This is a genomic window from Aestuariivirga sp., from assembly GCF_044238155.1.
Classification (GTDB): Bacteria; Pseudomonadota; Alphaproteobacteria; order Rhizobiales; family Aestuariivirgaceae; genus Aestuariivirga.
The window spans coordinates 1-16,669 of sequence record NZ_JBIIDX010000071.1; the positions used below are offsets into that span (position 1 = coordinate 1).

General features: G+C 58.7%; 16 protein-coding genes and 2 pseudogenes. 9 read left to right on the forward strand and 9 right to left on the reverse strand.

The window, feature by feature from the left end; all coding sequences use genetic code 11:
* A pseudogene (locus ACILRN_RS09055) lies at positions 1-1,093 on the forward strand (DNA-directed RNA polymerase subunit beta'); the annotation flags it as partial.
* Positions 1,094-1,170: 77 nt separating this feature from the next.
* Complete coding sequence (locus ACILRN_RS09060) at positions 1,171-1,800, forward strand: LysE family translocator (protein WP_395687527.1); 630 nt, start codon at positions 1,171-1,173, stop codon at positions 1,798-1,800.
* Here the strand turns inward: ACILRN_RS09060 and ACILRN_RS09065 are convergent.
* From ACILRN_RS09065 to ACILRN_RS09090, 6 genes are read right to left on the reverse strand one after another with little or no spacing between them, the layout of a single operon-like run.
* Positions 1,797-2,444, reverse strand: coding sequence for a glutathione S-transferase family protein (locus tag ACILRN_RS09065; RefSeq protein ID WP_395687529.1), 648 nt, complete (start codon positions 2,442-2,444; stop codon positions 1,797-1,799). The two genes, ACILRN_RS09060 and ACILRN_RS09065, sit on opposite strands and share 4 nt — an antisense overlap.
* A 21-nt stretch (positions 2,445-2,465) precedes the next feature.
* Entirely contained in the window at positions 2,466-2,882 is a 417-nt protein-coding gene (locus ACILRN_RS09070) for an HIT family protein (RefSeq protein WP_395687531.1), read from the reverse strand.
* A gap of 12 nt (positions 2,883-2,894) precedes the next feature.
* The gene (locus ACILRN_RS09075; RefSeq protein ID WP_395687533.1) at positions 2,895-4,037 is read right to left on the reverse strand and encodes a GNAT family N-acetyltransferase; all 1,143 of its coding nucleotides are present in this window, start codon (positions 4,035-4,037) and stop codon (positions 2,895-2,897) included.
* A 1-nt stretch (position 4,038) separates the two neighbouring features.
* Positions 4,039-4,794: a glycerophosphodiester phosphodiesterase family protein gene (locus ACILRN_RS09080; RefSeq protein WP_395687534.1), complete on the reverse strand. Its 756-nt coding sequence runs from the start codon at positions 4,792-4,794 to the stop codon at positions 4,039-4,041.
* Positions 4,795-4,799: 5 nt separating this feature from the next.
* Positions 4,800-5,264, reverse strand: a complete 465-nt coding sequence (locus tag ACILRN_RS09085) for a RidA family protein (RefSeq protein WP_395687536.1) — start codon at positions 5,262-5,264, stop codon at positions 4,800-4,802.
* Between the two features lie 50 nt (positions 5,265-5,314).
* Positions 5,315-6,328 (reverse strand): 2-hydroxyacid dehydrogenase, encoded by a 1,014-nt coding sequence (locus ACILRN_RS09090; RefSeq protein WP_395687538.1) that lies wholly within the window; start codon positions 6,326-6,328, stop codon positions 5,315-5,317.
* 79 nt (positions 6,329-6,407) lie between these two features.
* Between ACILRN_RS09090 and ACILRN_RS09095 the strand changes: the two genes are divergently transcribed.
* From ACILRN_RS09095 to ACILRN_RS09105, 3 genes are read left to right on the forward strand one after another with little or no spacing between them, the layout of a single operon-like run.
* A complete protein-coding gene (locus tag ACILRN_RS09095) occupies positions 6,408-7,217 on the forward strand; it encodes an EipB family protein (protein WP_395687539.1) in 810 nt (269 codons plus the stop codon).
* 2 nt (positions 7,218-7,219) lie between these two features.
* Positions 7,220-7,918: a VWA domain-containing protein gene (locus ACILRN_RS09100; protein WP_395687541.1), complete on the forward strand. Its 699-nt coding sequence runs from the start codon at positions 7,220-7,222 to the stop codon at positions 7,916-7,918.
* A 10-nt stretch (positions 7,919-7,928) separates the two neighbouring features.
* Entirely contained in the window at positions 7,929-8,642 is a 714-nt protein-coding gene (locus tag ACILRN_RS09105; protein WP_395687542.1) for a molecular chaperone DnaJ, read from the forward strand.
* Here ACILRN_RS09105 and ACILRN_RS09110 read toward each other — a convergent pair.
* Positions 8,621-10,099, reverse strand: a complete 1,479-nt coding sequence (locus tag ACILRN_RS09110; protein ID WP_395687544.1) for a serine hydrolase — start codon at positions 10,097-10,099, stop codon at positions 8,621-8,623. The genes ACILRN_RS09105 and ACILRN_RS09110 overlap by 22 nt on opposite strands.
* A gap of 277 nt (positions 10,100-10,376) precedes the next feature.
* Between ACILRN_RS09110 and ACILRN_RS09115 the strand changes: the two genes are divergently transcribed.
* Positions 10,377-10,721 carry a phasin family protein gene (locus tag ACILRN_RS09115; protein ID WP_395687546.1) on the forward strand — a complete coding sequence of 115 codons (345 nt, stop codon included), beginning with the start codon at positions 10,377-10,379 and terminating at the stop codon, positions 10,719-10,721.
* 64 nt (positions 10,722-10,785) lie between these two features.
* On the opposite strand, the gene xth is transcribed toward ACILRN_RS09115, so the two are convergent.
* Both xth and erpA read right to left on the reverse strand, forming a co-directional pair.
* Positions 10,786-11,568 (reverse strand): exodeoxyribonuclease III, encoded by a 783-nt coding sequence (gene xth / locus ACILRN_RS09120; protein ID WP_395687548.1) that lies wholly within the window; start codon positions 11,566-11,568, stop codon positions 10,786-10,788.
* A 41-nt stretch (positions 11,569-11,609) separates the two neighbouring features.
* Complete coding sequence (erpA, locus tag ACILRN_RS09125; protein WP_395687550.1) at positions 11,610-11,939, reverse strand: iron-sulfur cluster insertion protein ErpA; 330 nt, start codon at positions 11,937-11,939, stop codon at positions 11,610-11,612.
* A 47-nt stretch (positions 11,940-11,986) separates the two neighbouring features.
* Here erpA and ACILRN_RS09130 point away from each other — a divergent pair, with 47 nt between their 5' ends.
* The 3 genes and pseudogenes from ACILRN_RS09130 to ACILRN_RS09140 all read left to right on the forward strand — a co-directional run.
* Entirely contained in the window at positions 11,987-13,183 is a 1,197-nt protein-coding gene (locus tag ACILRN_RS09130) for a deoxyguanosinetriphosphate triphosphohydrolase (protein WP_395687552.1), read from the forward strand.
* Between the two features lie 38 nt (positions 13,184-13,221).
* A complete protein-coding gene (argS, locus tag ACILRN_RS09135) occupies positions 13,222-14,958 on the forward strand; it encodes an arginine--tRNA ligase (protein WP_395687554.1) in 1,737 nt (578 codons plus the stop codon).
* Between the two features lie 15 nt (positions 14,959-14,973).
* Positions 14,974-16,669, forward strand: a pseudogene (locus tag ACILRN_RS09140) (hypothetical protein); the annotation flags it as partial.

Here is a 16,669-nt window from a genome sequence, read left to right on the forward strand (position 1 = left end):
GGCCGAGGGCACCGTCGAGTTCGAGGACGTGGTTGAGGGCGTATCGGTCAATGAGGTAGCTGATGAGGCGACTGGCATCACCAACCGTGTCATCATCGATTGGCGTTCAAACCAGCGTGGATCAGCCCTGAAGCCTGCGATGGTCATCAAGGGCAAGGATGGCAAGGTTATGAAACTCGCCCGCGGCGGCGAAGCGCGTTATCTTCTTTCGGTCGATGCCGTTCTGTCGGTGGATCCGGGAGCGAAGGTGACCGCGGGTGACGTGTTGGCCCGCATTCCGCTGGAGAGCGCCAAGACCCGCGACATCACTGGCGGCTTGCCGCGGGTGGCGGAGCTGTTCGAGGCCCGCCGGCCAAAGGATCACGCGATCATCGCGGAGATCTCCGGCCGCGTTGAGTTTGGGCGTGACTACAAGAACAAGCGCCGCATCCGCATCGTTCCACAGGAGGATGGTGCCGAGGCCGTGGAGTACCTCATCCCGAAGGGCAAGCATCTGCCCGTACAGGAGGGGGACTTCATCGAGAAGGGCGAGTTCATCATGGACGGCAATCCTGCACCCCACGACATTCTGGACATCAAGGGTGTTGAGGAATTGGCGTCCTACTTGGTGAATGAGATCCAGGAAGTCTACCGGTTGCAGGGCGTCAACATCAACGACAAGCACATCGAAGTTATTGTCCGCCAGATGCTTCAGAAGGTCGAGATCACGGATTCGGGCGAATCCACGCTGCTCGTGGGCGAGCAGGTGGATCGTGAGGAACTCGATCACGAGAACGCGAAGCTCGCGGCGGAAGGCCTCCGGCCAGCGGTTGGTAAGCCGGTGCTGCTTGGAATTACCAAGGCGTCGCTTCAGACCAGGTCGTTCATATCGGCGGCATCCTTCCAGGAGACGACTCGTGTTCTGACCGAGGCCTCGATCATCGGCAAAGTCGACACTCTCGAGGGCCTGAAGGAGAACGTCATCGTGGGCCGCCTGATCCCGGCGGGAACCGGCGGCATGCTCACAAGGCTCCGCCAGGTGGCCGACAAGCGCGACCAGCTGATCCTCGATGAGCAGGCCAAGGCCTCGGAGCTGCCGCCGGCGGCTGAGTAAGCGCCTGCAGAGAACAAGCTGCGAAAGGCCCGGCTCGTACCGGGCCTTTTTGCTTTCCGCTGCGGCAGGAATGGTTTATGCCGCCGCTGGTGAGCACCAGTGCCTGGACAATCGCTGTTGTCATGTTTGCGATCTCGACGTGCTTCTCGCCGGGGCCAAATAATCTCATGCTGGTGACATCGGGCGCCAAGTTCGGGCTGGCGCGCAGCTGGCGTCATATCTGGGGAGTTGCGCTCGGTTTTCCGCTGATGGTCGCCATCGTCGCGATGTTTCTCGGGGCGGTGTTCCAGGCGCTGCCGGTGCTGCACGATGTGCTTAACATTCTTGGCGCCGCCTATCTGTTGTATCTGAGCTGGAAGATCATCATGGCCGGTGGTTCTGTCGAGCAGGGCGATGCCGGCAAGCCGCTGAGCTTCACCGAGGCAGCGCTCTTCCAGTGGGTCAACCCCAAGGCCTGGGTGATGGCGACGGGGGCAATCGCCGCCTACACGACGGCGTCAGCATATGCCGCCGAGGTGGCGGGCATCGTCGCCGCCTTCACTGCTGCGGGGTTCGCGTCAAGCCTCACATGGGCGGGGTTCGGGACACTGCTCGCGCGCTTCCTCAGCACGCCGGGCCGCATGCGCGCCTTCAATATCGTGCTTGGCGTGCTGCTGATCGCTTCGGTGGTGCCGATCTACTTTTCCCAGGCGCCACCGCTTCTCTAAGAGCCGTAACCGCCGAGGCTCATGACGCCATGCGCCTGCAGCACGGGTTGGAGTCTGGGTCTTGCCCGCACCTGGCTCGCCAGTTTCGCCACCGCTGGAAAGCGGTGGTTAAATTCTTGTTCGCTGGGTCGGCCCCAGACCGAGAGCATGAAGGCATAGAGATCGAGCGCCGAAAAGTCCTGTCCCATCAGCCATGGTCCGGCGGCTGACATGCGCTGCTCCAGAATACGCCAGTAACCGTCCGACCTTTCGCGCGCTCTGGCCGTGAGAAAGGCCTCGTGCTCAGGCGTTTCGGCATAGCCGCTGCCGCTGAAGCACAGGCTGATGGTGGGGTATAACTCCGTGCTCATGAGGTGCAGCACACTCATGAACTCGCCATAGGCGCCGGACCCGAGGGGTGGCGACATGCGCTTCTCCGGATGTGCGGCGACCAGATAAGACACGATGGCGGCTGATTCATAGAGCGTGCGGCCGTCGGCCAGACCAAGAGCCGGGATGAGGCCGAGAGGGTTCAGCTTTCGAAATTCAGGCGTTTTAACCTGCTCGGCCGTCATCCACACAATCGTGTAGCGAGCGTCGAGTTCGGCGAGCAGGCAATCGACCACAAGCGAGCCCCAGGCCTTGACGTTATAGAGCGTATACATCCTGAGCAGCTCCAATCAATTCTACAGGACAGATCGAATCATCTCGGCATGCCGGGCTAGAACGGTCTGATCCGCCATCTTGCCCGTGTGTGGCCGAAGCGGTACTCCAGTCATCCGCGGAAGCACATGGATGTGCAGATGAAAAACCGTTTGGCCAGCCGCAGCCTCGTTGAATTGCTGGATCATAACCCCATCGGCTGCAAACGCTTTTTGACTCGCCCGGGCGATTTTCTGAACCACTGCCATCAAACTGCCGATGACCTCCGGGTCAGCGTCCAGAATGTTGCGTGAGCCTCGTTTGGGAATCACGAGTGTGTGTCCGTCTGCCTGCGGCATGACATCCATGAAGGCCAGGTTGTGTTCGTCTTCATAAACTCGGTGGCAGGGCAAGTTCCCCGCAAGTATTTTTGCGAAGATGTTGTTGGGATCATAGGTCATTGGCGCACCTGTTCAGTTGTCTTGTTCCTGGCGGAATGGAGCGTGAGCTGCAAGAGCATGTTGCTCCTGGTCTATACCTCGGCGCTCCAACTCCAGATAGTTGGCCACGGCGCGTTGCAGACCAGGGTGGGCAAGATGATGAAGGCTGTATGTCTTTGCGGGCATGTAACCTCTGGCGAGTTTGTGCGGACCCTGTGCTCCAGCTTCGACACGGTCGAGCCGGTGAGCAATTGCAAAGTCAATTGCCTGATAGTAGCAGGTTTCAAAATGCAGGTTGTCGTGATACTCAATGGCGCCCCAGTTGCGCCCGTATAGAGCGTGGGACCCTATGAAATTCAGGGCTCCTGCAATCATCCTGCCCGAACGTTCTGCCATGACAAGCAGGATGTGGTCGGCCATGGCCTCTCCAATCAGGCTGAAGAACAGGCGATTTAGATATGGCGTGCCCCATTTGCGGGTGCCTGTGTCCATGTAGAAACTGTAGAAGGCATCCCAGTGATGTTCCTTTATGTCCCGCCCAGTAAGGAGGCGCATTGTTATGCCAGACTCAGAGATGGACTGTCGTTCCTTGCGAATGTTCTTTCGTTTTGCAGATGTCAGACTATCGAGAAAGTCTTGAAAAGACGCGTAGGTTTGGTTGTGCCAATGGAATTGTATATCGGTTCGCGGTAGCCAGGCGGGGCCCGTGAGCAAAAGCCAGTCTGTCTCCGGAAGAAATGTGATGTGAACTGAGGAGCAGTTTTCGGTTTTACATAGTTCGACGAGACCTGTTGCAAGCATGCTTCTGTCCTGGTCGGTGCTTGCCAGGAGGCGGGGTCCGGTAACTGGCGTGAATGGAACACTTACCTGCAATTTGGGGTAGTATCGTCCTCCTGCGCGAGTGATTGCATCGGCCCATGCGTGATCAAAGACATATTCTCCATAGGAATGGTGCTTGAGATAGCAGGGGGCGATGCCGATCAGTTGACCTGATGAATCAGTGCTGCTGACATGCCGTGGCGTCCAACCGCTTGTGTTGGAGGCACATTGTGATGCCTCAAGACAGCGAAAGAAATCGTGAGAAACGAGGGGGTTGAACTCTTGGCCTGATGGATTGGCTAGCCGATTCCAGTCATCGCGTGAAATGTCGAGAATACTGCTGACTGTCCTTAGCATGTCAGGGCACAAACCCCTCGAAGGTGATCTGGTCGCTGTGTTTCATGGCCTGCCTCGCTTCGTCCCGGCTGCGGATCGTCCATGTGATGACTGGACGACCGCTCGCCCGAAGTGCAGCGACCGGCGCCCACGGCAGATCTTCCCAATTGACCGATAGGAAATCTGGTGCGGTCCACTCCAGATGAGCAAGAGTGCGGAGGTCGCGGCGGCGCAGAGCAGGTAGGCTGTCGTAGTAGGGATCAAAGCCGCAATCGGCGACAATTCCACGTATGGTGCTGGGCGAGCGTCGACGGAGTTCGCCAACCACATCGGGATCAAATGACATGATGCAGTAGGGGCCAGTATAGTGCCGCATCTTTTCGAGAGTTCGTTCGACCAATCCGGTATTTCCGTCCCATAGGGACTTGAGTTCAATGACCAGTGGAACGCGACCATTTACCACCGATAGCAACTCGTCCAGTCCAAGAATCCGATCATCGGTGCCGCGGAGAGGAATTGATTTCAACTCGTCTGCCGTGAGTTCTGACACCTTACCGGTTGAAAGGGTCAGGCGATCGAGCGTCTCGTCATGAAATACGACAGCCTCGCGGTCGCCCGACAGCTGGAGATCGCACTCTATTGCGTAGCCATGTTTGATCGCCGCTGTAAAGGCTGATTTGGTGTTCTCGAGGCGTCCCTGCTTGTCATCATGAAGGCCTCGATGTGCAATGGGTCGCGAGGTCAAGAACTCCAGATGACGCTCATGAGGGTTGGCCATGACAGTCATTCGATCTCGACGACAGCTTCGACTTCTGTCGAGATACCCATCGGTAACGACGGAGAAGCAACTGCGGAACGGGCATGACGGCCAGCATCGCCAAATACTTCAACCATCAAGTCGGAAGCGCCATTTATCACCTTCGGGTGTTCTGTGAAATCCGGCGTGGCGTTTACAAAACCCACGAGCTTGACGATGCGCCGTACTCGGTCGAGATTTCCACTGCAGGCATCTCTTAGCTGTGCGATCACATTGATGCCACACAATCTGGCAGACCTTATGCCGTCCTCCAGCGAGACAGAGTTTCCAAGCTGCCCGGGATAAAGAACCTTGCCATCGGAAATGGGGCCCTGACCGGAAATAAACACCAATTGCCCGGTGCGCGTCCACGGAACATAGTTAGCGACAGGCTTTGCTGCTGCCGGAAGAGTGATATTGAGTTCCTGAAGTCGTGTGTCGATCCGTCCCATTCTGCATTGTCCTCTAAGTCGAGTGTTTCAAACTGGATGACTGACTGACCTTATGCGGTGTGTAGGTCAAGGCATGTCTCTCGCGGGGTTGTCAGGAGATCGGTTGGTCTTTCTCCACGAAAATACTGCTCCAGATTGTCAATGCATTTGTGCCCCATGGCGCTTCGTGTCGCTGGCGTGGCGCTGCCAAGGTGCGGAAGCAGGAACACATTGTCCATCTGCCGGTAGCGAGGATCAATGTTTGGCTCATTCCGGAAAACGTCAAGGCCGGCCGCCGCGAGTTGACCTGTTTTCAAAGCCTGGATGACAGCCTCGTCCTCGACAATGTCTCCTCTGGCCGTATTGACCAGTATGGCCCCGGTCGGGAGCAACGAAAGCATGCTTGCATTCAGCATTCCGCGTGTTTCCGGGGTCGAGGCACAGTTGATCGAGAGGAAATCACAGTCGGGGAGCATATCCTCGAGTCTCTTGAAATATCGTGCACCGTGCGTCTGGTCGGTGGGTAGTTGTTGGCGTGCGTGATAGCGCACGCTCATTCCGAAGGCGCGTGCGCGCCGGGCAACAGCCTGCCCGATGCGACCCATGCCGAGAATGCCAAGGCGCTGCCCCGATACGTCATGTCCCATTGGACTGGTGAGCGTGGTTTCTCCCCAACGGTTCTCCCGGACCATTCGATCTCCCCAAGACGCTCCCCGGGCGGCTCCCAGCATCAGCAGCATGGCGATATCAGCTGTAGCCTCTGTGAGTACGCCGGGAGTATTGGTGACCGCGATGCCCCTGGCTTCGGCTTGAGGGATTGAGAGGTGATCATATCCGACGGAATGGGTGGCGATGATCCGGATGGAGGCGGGAAGGTTCTGAATGAAGTCGGGGCCAAGCTTGTCGAAGGAGGTGACCAAGAGACCATCATGTCGGGCGGCCCTCTCCAGGATCTCACTCCGATCCATTGGCCGATCTTCTTCGTTGAGGGTCGCTTGAAAAATCGATTTCATTCGGTGCTCGACGTCTGGCATCATACGACGGGTGGCCAGAATACGGGGTTTGCCAGGCGACTCTTTGGGCATCTTTGTCTCCGCGCTCCGAATGATTATATTGATCGGCGGTCAGATGGTATTGGATCATCGCCGCGAGGGAGTTTCAAGGTTGAAAACCGTCCTTTTCATGTTGGGTTTCATCATTTTGGCCGGTACGGCCCAGGCCGCAACCGTGGCTCCTCACCGGGCCATCTATGACCTGTCGTTGTTGCGGGCGAGCGAGGGGTCTGCCCTGCAGACTGCCTCCGGCCGGCTGGCCTATGAGATCGACGGGTCAAGCTGTGATGGCTATACGGTCAATTTTCGTATGGCGACCCGCTACCGCCCTGCTGAGGGTGCTCCGACCTTGATCGATACTACAACCACGACTTTTGAGAGCGGCGATGCAACGGAGCTTCGGCATCATTCCAAGGAAGTGGTAGACGGATCGATGCGTGAGAATGTCAGGCTTCGAATGAGCCGGGCGTCTCCGTCGGCCGAAGGCTCTGGAGAGTTGTCGAGCAAGCCGGAAGAGCCGTTCAGCATTCCTGCTGGTGCAGTGCTGCCGATGCAGCACCAATTCAAATTGATAGCCTTGGGGGAAGCCGGGGGCGGACGTGACTCCAGCGTGCTGTTCGATGGCTCGGATGGGCCCACGGCCTATCGTGCGATCTCCTTTGTTGGCAAGTTACGGCCAGCTGGCAGCATCGCACGTGACGCGTCCAACCCTGCCGCCGTGCCCCTGTCCGGCAATCAAGCCTGGCCCATGACGGTCAGCTACTATCCTCTTGAGGGCGAGAGCGAAATCCCGGAATATCAGGTCAGCTTTGATCTTTACGACAACGGCGTCGCAACTGGCCTCGTTCTTGATTATGGTGATTTTGCTCTGAAGGGTACCCTGACGGATCTGACATTGCTCGAACCGGGAACGTGCCCCTGAGAATGATGAACAAGCTCAAGCCCACGACCGGAGATCGAGATGTCGAGGCCTTTCTTGACAGTCTGAAGGACGTGCCTGTCCGAAGTCAGGGTCAGCCGGCCGGGCGTCTTGTCCTCGCGATGGATGCGACCATGAGCCGTCAGCATAGCTGGGATACGGCGCTTGCCATCCAGGCAAACATGTTTGCCGAGGCCGGACGCGTCGGAGGGCTGGCCGTGCAACTTGTGTATTTCAGAGGCTTTCGCGAATGTCGCGCGTCGAAGTGGACGCCTGACACCGCATCGCTCGCGCGGCTCATGGCGGGCATCAGATGTGCTGGAGGGCACACACAAGTGCTCCGTGTGCTCAAGCACCTTCGTAGCGAGGCAGCGAGCGGCAAGGTCAATGCCTGCATCTACATCGGAGATGCGCTTGAAGAATCCATTGACAGCCTCGCCTCCGTGGCTGGCGAGATTGGGCTTCTCGGGGTTCCGGTCTTTGCGTTCCAGGAAGGGGAGGATGAGATCGCAGAGACGGGATTTCGAGAAATTGCACGACTGACCCGCGGTGCATATTTTCGATTTGGGGCTGACTCGGCCGATATTCTAAAGGATCTCCTGTCTGCTGTTGCCGTCTACGCTGCTGGTGGCTTGGCGGCGCTGGAGGCCCATTCGTCATCTCGCGGTGGAACTGCCACGAGACTTCTGAAGCAACTCGAGTGAGTCCGCCATTATGGCAAGCTTCCTTGTAGGTTTGGTGATCGTTGTCGGCGGCTGGTGGCTAGTGAAGGCCTTTGCCAATGCGCAGCCGGCCAAGGTTCGCGGTCTGGTGCGCCAGATCGGAGGCGGAGCGATTATCGCCTTTGCGGGCCTGATGGCGCTGCGCGGGCAGCTGAATCTCGCCATGCCCTTGTTCCTGCTTGGTCTTGGTCTGTTTGGACAGCAGATGGCTTTTCCAACTGGCATGCCATGGCAGCGCAAGAGTCCGGGGCAACGCTCGCAGGTTGCAACGAGGATGTTGCGCATGGAGCTGGATCATGATTCCGGACAGATGGAGGGCCAGGTCCTGCTCGGTACATTCAAGGGTCGGCAGCTGTCCAGCCTGTCGCTGTCGGAGGCCCAGGCCCTGCACGGCGAATGTGCGCGCTCGGGCGACCAGAGCCTTGCATTGCTTGAGGCGTGGATTCATCGCAATCGTTCCGATTGGCGCTCACAATGGTCTGGTGGCGCCAGTGAAGGTCGCGCAGCGGTATCCGCACAAAAGATGACGCGACCCGAGGCGCTGGCCATTCTTGGCCTGCAAGACGGCGCGACTCCTGCAGATATTCGATCAGCTCATCGGCGGCTGATGAAGACAGTCCATCCCGACCTTGGTGGGTCGGACTATCTTGCCGCAAAGATCAACGAGGCAAAGGCCTTTCTGCTTCAGGACGGGCCCACGGCCTGACACGGTGTATTCTGCCGCTTGATGCGCTTGCAGGCAGCAGCGGCGGTGGTCTCGTCGAAGCCCGTGAACCGAGCACGAAATGTAACGTTGCCGTCCTTCTCCACCATGACTGTCTGAGCGGTTTTGCCGTCCACGGCCTCCGGAGCCCGCTTTCGCATCAGCTGAATGACTGCCTGAGCATCGTTCTTTGTCGCATAATCACCCAACGTGATCATCCAGCCCGGATCGGTTGTGGGCGTGATCGAGGCTACCTGAGACTGATCTGCGAGCTGCTCGGCAGGTGTCTTCACCTCAAATGGCACGTTGGCAGGATCGGTGGACTGCGGCTCGGCCGATGGCTTGGGCACGGTTTCTACCTGCTCAGTTGCTGGCTGGGCTCTGGCGTCGTTTTGCGCCGCAGGTGTTTCAGGTGCGCTGACCTCTGCGGCCAACTCGCCGATAGGATCTGACCCGCTGCCCTGGAGGGCAGTGTCCGGCTCAGGCTGGGCGCTATCCGCCGCCGCGGCTTGTTCTGATTTTTTCTTGAAAAGTGGCTTGGGTGGCTTCGGCTGGCCTGCTGCGCCGGCTGAAGCCGTATTCGGAGTTTTTCCGGACTGTGGCTCTTCGATGTTGAGGCCACCCTTGGCAGAACCGGCCACGGCGGCAATCGTCTTTCCGCCTTTTGCCTTGCTGAAGTATCGGCTCAGCATTTTCTTCATGTAGGCGTCACGCGACGCACCGGTGCGCCCCCCCATGACGACCCCCACGAGTCTTTTGTCGCCGCGCCGCACCGAAGACACCAGATTGAAGCCAGAGGCGTTGATGAATCCTGTCTTTATGCCGTCTGTACCATCATAGCTGCCAAGCAGACGGTTGTGGCCAGTGATCGTGCGCCCAGCGTATACAAAGCTGCGCGTCCGGAAATAGGGGTAGTATTGTGGAAAATCGCGCATCAGGCGCAGGCCCAGAGTGGCCATATCCCTTGCGGTGGTGACCTGCCGTGGATTTGGCAGCCCCGACGCGTTTGCGAAAGTCGTCCGTGACATGCCGAGTGCGCGCGCCGTGCTGGTCATGCGCTGCGCGAAGGCCTTCTCAGACCCTGAAATGCGCTCCGCGACTGCTGCAGCGACGTCATTGGCAGATTTGACCACCAGCGCTTTGATTGCGGTCTCCACCGTGATGCTTCCTCCAGGCTTTACCCCAAGCTTGGAGGGGGCCATTCCGGCTGCCCGCGCCGACATCTTGATGGGGGAGTTGAGTTTCAGCCTGCCCGCGTTCATTTCCTCGAAGAGCAGGTAGAGCGTCATCATCTTTGTCAGGGAGGCGGGGTAGCGGGTCTCGTCCATGTTTTCTGCAAAGAGAACGCTGCCGGTTCGGGCGTCAACGGTCACGGCTGCGAACTTGGGGTTCGCCGTGGCCTGGACGACAAACATCATTGACGTAAGGGCAAGAAGAAAACCAAACAAAATCGGCTTCATCCGGATCACCCTACGAACTCCGAAAAGTGGCTCCGATGAAATTCTGCCAAATTTCATTGTATCTCCTGTCCTGCAGCATCCAGGAAAGCGCCGCGTTTATCATATCGACCGTGCTTCTGCGACTCTTGCGGAAAGCCCCTGCCTGACAGTTGCCGCGGAGCGGTTACGGTTGGGTAAATCTAAACCAAACATACCGGGATTTGTGCGGCGCAACAATTCCCTTGACATTCATGCTGCGGCGCATATAAATAGGACCATCACGAATGGAGAGTGACCCATGATGAAGTCTTTCGAAGAATTTCAGTCCTTCGGCAAGGATGGTTTTGAGGCCTGTGTCGCCTCGTCCAGCGCCCTGAACAAGGGGTTCCAGACAATGGCTCAGGAGGCTGCCGAATTCTCGCGCAAGTCCTTCGAGAAGGGTACTGCGGCGTTTGAGAGGCTGGCCTCTGTGAAGTCGTTTGACAAGGCGGTCGAGGCTCAACAGACCTTTGCCAAGGAGAGCTATGAGCAGTTCGTAGCTCAGATGACAAAGATGAATGAGCTGTTCCTCAGCACGGCAAAAGAGGCTTACAAGCCTTTCGAGGCATCGATGTCGTCGTTCAGCGTCAAGTCGCCGAAGTAAACTTCGCACCTTCGCTCGGCAGTCCGAAAAAGTAGCCCGCTGGCCATGATGTCAGCGGGCTTTTTCATCTGAGGGTGATCATCACTGGTACATGATCAGAGGGACGTTCCTGCGATCTTACATCCCGCATGATCTGTGCGTCAGCCAGCAGGTCTGCCGCCTGCGGCGAAAGCAGCAGATGGTCAATCCTGATTCCATTATTTCGCTGCCAGGCGAGTGCTTGGTAGTCCCAGAAGGTGAAAAGCCCATCGGTCTCGCCGTGGCATTGCCGAATCGCATCCACAAAACCCAGATTCTGAAGCTGTCGGAATCGGGCGCGTGGACCGGGTTGGAATAGAGCGTCAGATTGCCACGCATCGGGGTGCTTGGCATCGCGCGGGGTCGGAATGACGTTGTAGTCTCCTGCCAGCACCAGTGGCTCCTCGTTCTTCAGCAGGCCTCGCGCATGTGCGATCAAACGGTCCATCCACGACAGCTTGTAGCTGAACTTATCCGACCCGATGGGGTTTCCATTCGGAAGGTAGATTGAAGCAATTCTAACAGTACCCTTGGCGTGGGAGTAGACCGCTTCGATGTAGCGTGCTTGTTGATCGTTCTCGTCTCCGGGCAGACCCCGCAGCACATCATCTGGCCTTGTGCGAGAGAGGATGGCCACTCCATTATATGTCTTCTGGCCGTGAACAAGGCAGGTGTAGCCCAATTCTTCGAACGCGGATGCGGGGAAGGCCCCATCCTCGCATTTCAGCTCTTGAAGGCAAACGACATCCGGCTTGGCATCTGAGAGCCACGCCACGGCATTCTCAAGACGGGCCTTTACGGAGTTAACGTTCCAGGTCGCAATCTTCATCGCCCCATGATGGCGGTGGACCGCCCGTCCTGCAAGGGCCGTCAGACGGAGAAGCTGGTTCCGCACCCGCAGGAAGAGGTGGCGTTTGGATTTCGGATCTTGAAGGATTGCCCCATCAGATCATCGACAAAATCGATCTCTGCGCCATTCAAGAACCCCTGACTGACGGGGTCGATCAGCGCCCTGGCTCCCCCGTGCTCGATGATGAGGTCATCAACCGCGGCCGAATCGACCAATTGGAAATCATATTGGAATCCGGAGCATCCGCCACCATTGACAGCCACCCTGAGGGCGGTCTTTCCGGGTTTGCCGGACAGTATCTGGCGGATGCGTGCCGCCGCCCGATCCGTGAGTATGATAGAACCGCTCATAATCGTGTATGTTGGTTCTTCCAGCAAGGTTGTCAATGGATTCTCTCATGCAGCGGTTTTCCGCTCCCTATGCCAGCCTGCCCGCGCAAAGCCGAGGGCGGGTTTTCCCCGAGACGGAGGAGGACTTCCGAACTCCATTCGCGCGCGACCGCGATCGCATCATCCATTGCCAGGCCTTTCGCCGCCTCAAGCACAAGACGCAGGTTTTTGTTTACCATGAGGGTGACCACTACCGCACACGGCTCACCCATACGATCGAGGTGGCACAGGTTGCCCGTTCAATCGCACGCGCCCTGGGCCTCGATGAAGATCTTGCAGAAGCGCTGGCACTGGCCCATGATCTTGGGCACACTCCGTTCGGTCATGCAGGCGAGCGCGAACTTGATGCGCTGATGCGACCATTTGGTGGGTTCGACCACAATGCGCAATCGCTTCGGATACTGACCCGACTGGAGCGGCGTTACGCTGGTTTCGATGGACTCAATCTGACGTGGGAAACGCTTGAGGGCCTTGTCAAGCACAATGGCCCCTTGGTCAGTCGTGAGGGGGATCCCGTCGGGCGCTATCGCGAACGCGGATTGCCCGAGGCAATTGTTGATTACGTATCAGGCCACGACCTTGAGTTGGCGTCTTTTGCCTCGGCTGAGGCTCAGGTTGCCGCGCTGTCTGACGATATTGCGTATAACTCGCACGACATTGACGATGGGCTTCGGGCTGGACTGTTCGATCTGATCGATCTTGGGGATGTTCCTCTGGTTGGTGAGGCGCTTGCGACGGTTTTACGCGAGCATCCCAATCTCGAGGCCGATCGCATCGTGCACGAAACCGTTCGACGGGTTCTCTCCGCGATGATCCACGACGTGATTTCTGAAACTCAGCGCCGGGCAGCGCTCTATGGTCCTGGCTCGGCTCAGCAGGTCAGAGACTTGGCAGTTCCACTGGTCGATTTCAGCCGGCAGATGATCGAAAACAACCGGGTCCTGCAGTCGTTCCTGAACGAGAAAATGTACCGTCATGCGCGTGTTGAGGATATCATGGTTCGGGCGCGCAGAGTTGTGCGTGACCTGTTCGAAGCATATCTGCACGATCCCGGTTTGCTGCCGGTTCCATGGCGCGAACTCTCCCGGGAACATGCTGACGATCTCCGTGCACGGCAGGTCTGCGACTTCATTGCTGGCATGACCGACCGCTATGCGTTGACCCAGCATAAACAGCTGTTTGACGTTGATCCACTTTTCCGCTAGGGCCCGAGACCAATTGTTTCGATTATTCAAGTACTGACATGAATCTGTTTGCTGAGTTCCTGCAGGTGATCCGCGGGGCTGTCTCCGACGTGGCGGCCGCGCAGGGATTAGCCGTGCCTCTTGATCTGTCCCGCGTTACAGCAGAGCCCCCGCGCGACCGCGCGCATGGCGACATCGCGACGAATGCGGCAATGGTTCTCAACAAGGCGTTTGGCCTCGCGCCCCTGCAGCTAGCCGAGGCCATCGCCCATAGGCTTCGCATTCACCCAGAGGTCGCTGAAGTTGTAATCGCAGGTCCGGGGTTCATAAACCTCCGCCTCGCTCTCTCGGTTTGGCCAAAGGTGCTGGACGCAGTGATGGAGCAGGGGGCGTCTTTTGGTCGATCATCGATCGGTCATGGCCGGAAGGCAAATGTCGAATATGTGTCGGCCAACCCGACCGGACCGCTTCATGTCGGCCATGTGCGAGGCGCAGTATTTGGCGATGCCTTGGCCGGTCTACTGGTTGAGACGGGTTATAGCGTCACCAGAGAGTACTATATCAACGACGCCGGCGCTCAGGTTGATGTGCTGGCAAGGTCTGCGTACCTTCGGTATCTCGAAGCGCTTGGAGATGAGATTGGCGAGATACCCGCAGGTCTTTACCCGGGAGCTTACCTGAAGCCCGTTGGCGAAGCGCTGGCCGGGGAGTACGGAGACAGTTTGCGTGGCAAGGCTGAAGCGTCTTGGTTGCCAATTGTTCGCGGGCTCACCATGGACATGATGATGGCCTTGATCCGGGAGGATCTTGCAGCGCTTAACATCAGGCAAGAGATATTCTTCTCGGAAAAGTCGCTGCACGAGTCCGGATCAGTGGCGGAGACAATAGCAGACTTGAGGGCCAAGGGACTCGTCTATCAGGGCACCTTGCCGCCTCCCAAGGGAGAGATACCGGATGACTGGGAAGATCGTGAGCAGACGCTGTTTCGTGCAACGCAGTTCGGTGATGATGTTGACCGTCCACTGCTGAAGTCTGACGGAAGCTACACATATTTTGCTTCTGATGTCGCCTATAGCCGCAACAAGATATCGCGTGGCTATGATGAGCTTATCTATGTTCTTGGCGCGGATCATGGCGGTTACGTCAAGAGACTTGAGGCGATTGCCCGGGCGCTGGCTGGCAGCGGCAAGGTCGACGTCATCGTGCGGCTCTGCCAGCTGGTAAAGCTGTATCGTGCGGGTGAACCCGTGCGCATGTCCAAGAGGGCGGGGGAATTCGTGACCCTGCGAGATGTCGTCGACGAGGTCGGCCCAGACGTGGTGCGCTTCATGATGCTCTTTCGCAAGAACGAGGCCCCGTTGGACTTCGATTTTGCCAAGGTGACCGAGCAGTCAAAAGACAACCCCGTGTTTTACGTCCAATATGCGCACGCACGGACCTGTTCGGTCATTCGGAACGCTGCAGAACTGGGGCATGAGCCTCGAGGCAGGGTCGATTTCTCCCGCCTGAGCGATGAGGCCGAAATGGCTCTTACCAGGCGGCTGGCCGAGTTTCCTCGCCAGGTGGAGTTAGCCGCAGTGGCTCACGAGCCCCACAGGATTGCCTTCTATCTATATGATCTGGCAGGTGATTTTCATTCCCTATGGAACAAGGGCAAGGATCTGCCGCATTTGCGTTTTATTTTGAAAGAAGATATTGAACTCACCCTTGCACGTGTCGCATTCTTGCGGGCGATCAGGTATGTATTGGGCAACGGTCTTCGGATCCTTGGGGTGATCCCCGCCGAAGAAATGTAGAGACGTTGAGGTTAAATGGTGCAGGATTCGAGCAGCGGGACCGGGCCAGACACGCGCAATTGGCGCGAGCGGCTTGGCATCGGCGCGCAGGAACTTCCGAAACTGTCAGACGAGTTTCGCGAGGCTGCCCCACCGGCTGTGGCCGAACAGAAGGACGTGCCGCGAACACCACAACCGGTTACCAACCCCGCTCCTATGGCGCCGCGCGTGCCGCGGAAAGCTCCTGAAACGACGGCTCAACCCGCTCCCGCTGTTCAGGCTTCTCCCGCTGTTCCTCCTCCTGTCGCGGCTGTTGCCGCCGCTCCATCCATGGATCGGACCGTCGCCGGTGCATCCCGCGCAACGCCCAAGGTTCCGGACAATGCCATGCAGGATGCGTTGGCGGAGAAACTCCGGGCGCAGCGCGCTGCTGCCGAACGACTTGCCGAACAACGTGTGCTAGCGGCTCGGCAGAAAGCAGAAGGCAAAACCGTGCCGGCGTCTCCGCCGCCGCGTTCGTCGAGGCCGAAGGCGCCTCCCGCCCCTGCTACGCGGCCTGGTTCCGCTGCCGCTCCCGGATCGCGTCCAAAGTTCAGTTTTGCCGATGAGGGGCGCGGCAGCGCGCTTGCGCCGCCTCGGCCTGCCCTCGGTGTGGAGCGCGGACAGCCTCCATTCCTGAGGCCATCCGCAGCGGGAAGCGGCGCACCTCCGTCCCGCAGCCTGACATCGTACCGGTCCGGGGACCTTGGATCCGGCTCCGCTCCGCGATTGTCTGGGACTGGTTTTTCGTCAACACGCGTTGCCGCACGACGGTCCTCATCGGTCGATCTCTTTGCTCGCCGGCCCGAGCCTCGCGACAGCAGCCTGACCGATGAGACAGCCAGCAGCTATCCCGGCCGGACTGTCCGCTCGTCTCCGCCTGATGATCATGATCAGGTGTTCGAGGATGAAACACCGCTGCGGCCCAGGCCCACAGCGGTGGATTATCAATCTGCCTATCAGCAGGGTGATGAATTCTTCATGGAGGAGCCGCGCCGCTCTAGTGGTCCTTGGCTGCTTCTTCTGGCCCTGCTGGTTGCTGCAATCGCAACGGGCGCAGTGGTTTGGTTCTACAGCGACACCGTTCGCAACCTTGCGAACGGCGTCGGCGGCGCTGTATCGGGCACAGAGTCCGTTCCGGTGGTTGATGCACCTGCCGATCCGTCGAAGGTTACACCGGAGGCGGCAGCTCCCGGAGATGCCAGTACGCCTTCAGCACAGAAAAAACAGATATATGACCGGATCGTCGGCGAGCAGGAAGTTCTAGGCGGTCAGGTGTTGCCTACGGAAGAAACGCCCTTGCCGCCAGCTGATGTTCCTGCGGCAGAGCAGGTTCCGCAGCCGCCGCCAGCCGCCGGTGCTGGGGAGATTCCCGCGCCGGATGCTGCCGATCAGTCGACCGGCCAGGGGCTTCCGGAGGTAGAGCCTCCACCGCCCCTGCCTTTGCCACCCCCAGGGTCCGGTCAGGAGGGCAACCTAGCGCCTGGGGCAGGCACACAGGTGGCGGCGGCTTCGGCGCCTCCTGAGCAGGGGGCTACCGCCCCTCCGGAGCCAGCGGCTGCCGCTGACATCCAGTCCAGTACCAACACCCTCCCGCCGCCCCCGGAAACAACCACCGACGGGGCGGCTCTTGTTTCGGGTGCTGCCTTGGCGACCGGCAGTTCGTCGCCCAGCCCCGAGGTGTCTGCTGCAC